The 1,428-nt window shown below is 36.1% G+C and carries 2 protein-coding genes; both read left to right on the top strand.

The features are described from left to right. On the top strand, window positions 1-416 hold a 416-nt coding region (locus tag HMPREF2852_RS03735; RefSeq protein WP_261668014.1), incomplete at its 5' end, for a recombinase family protein. A 17-nt stretch (window positions 417-433) separates the two neighbouring features. Next, on the top strand, window positions 434-1,428 hold a 995-nt coding region (locus HMPREF2852_RS03730; protein ID WP_261668016.1), incomplete at its 3' end, for a recombinase family protein.

Raw genomic sequence — 1,428 nt, 5'->3', positions numbered from 1 at the left:
GTAAAGTGACACACATACCATATGGATACCGAGTAGAGAATGCAAAAGGTGTTATCTATATACCAGAGGCTGAGAAGGTGATTGCTCTATATAAAAAATATCTTGAATGTAACTCAATGAGGGCATCAGCAAAAGCTGTAGGAATAGATAAAACACATAGTTCCATTGGAAAGATATTAAGAAATACGGTATATCTTGGAACAGAATTTTATCCAGAATTGATAGATGAAGATCTATTTAATAAGGTTCAAGAAGCTAGAAAAAATAATACGATTCAAAGGAACAGAATCAAAGAAATTAGTCCTTCAGAAGCGTTTGTGCCTGTTACGGAATTTAAGTGCTGCAGAGCAGAGCTGAAATTTGATGATCCATATAAGCAGGCAGAATATGTATATAGTTTGATTAAGGAGGGATAGAGTTGAATGAGAATGTAATGCTTATTCCCGCTAGGAAAAGACCGGGAAATTCGATAAGTAATCAAAAAGAAAAACCTAAGTTAAAGGTGGTAGCTTATTGTAGAGTTAGTACTGATAGCGAGGAGCAAGCTGGAAGTTATGAAATGCAGATGAAGCACTATACGGACTATATTTCTAGAAATAGTGATTGGGAATTTGCGGGAATTTATGCGGATGATGGCATATCCGGCACAAATACCAAAAAACGTGAAGGCTTTAATGAGATGATTAATGACTGCATGGCCGGTAAGGTGGATATGGTTATAACTAAATCCATCAGTAGATTTGCAAGAAATACCATTGACTGCCTGAAGTATGTAAGGCAGCTAAAAGACAGCAACATACCTATCATATTTGAGAAAGAAAATATAAATACTATGGAAGCAAGCGGTGAACTTCTTCTTACCATTATGGCATCACTTGCTCAGCAAGAATCAGCTTCATTATCTCAGAATGTTAAGATGGGTCTACAGTTTAGGTATCAAGAGGGAAAAGTACAGATTAACACAAACTGGTTTTTAGGCTATACCAAAGATGCAGATGGCAATCTGATTATCGATGAGGAAGAGGCTAAGGTTGTAAAAAGAATCTATCGTGAGTATCTAACTGGATCAAGTCTAAGAGAAATTGCGACAGGACTCCAGAGGGATAAAATAAAAAATGGAGCAGGGCATCTTAAGTGGCATGTTTCTAACATAAAAGGAATTCTGGAGAATGAAAAGTATATAGGTGACGCACTACTGCAAAAGACAATTACAACAGATTTTATCAATAAAGTTCGTATAAAAAATGATGGAACAGAGCCTCAATATTATGTAAAAGATAACCATGAAGCCATTATTCCAAGAGATATATTCATACAGGTGCAGGAAGAAATGCTAAGGCGCGCTAATATGTTTAGTGGAGAAGGGAAAAAGAAAAAGCGAGTCTATTCAAGTAAATATGCGCTTTCTAGTCTTTGTATTTGCTCGAA

Source organism: Anaerococcus sp. HMSC065G05 (assembly GCF_001812365.1).
GTDB classification, from domain to species: Bacteria; Bacillota; Clostridia; order Tissierellales; family Peptoniphilaceae; genus Anaerococcus; species Anaerococcus vaginalis.
The sequence above is the reverse complement of the archived record's forward strand: the minus strand, read 5'-3'. Positions and strand labels throughout refer to the sequence as shown.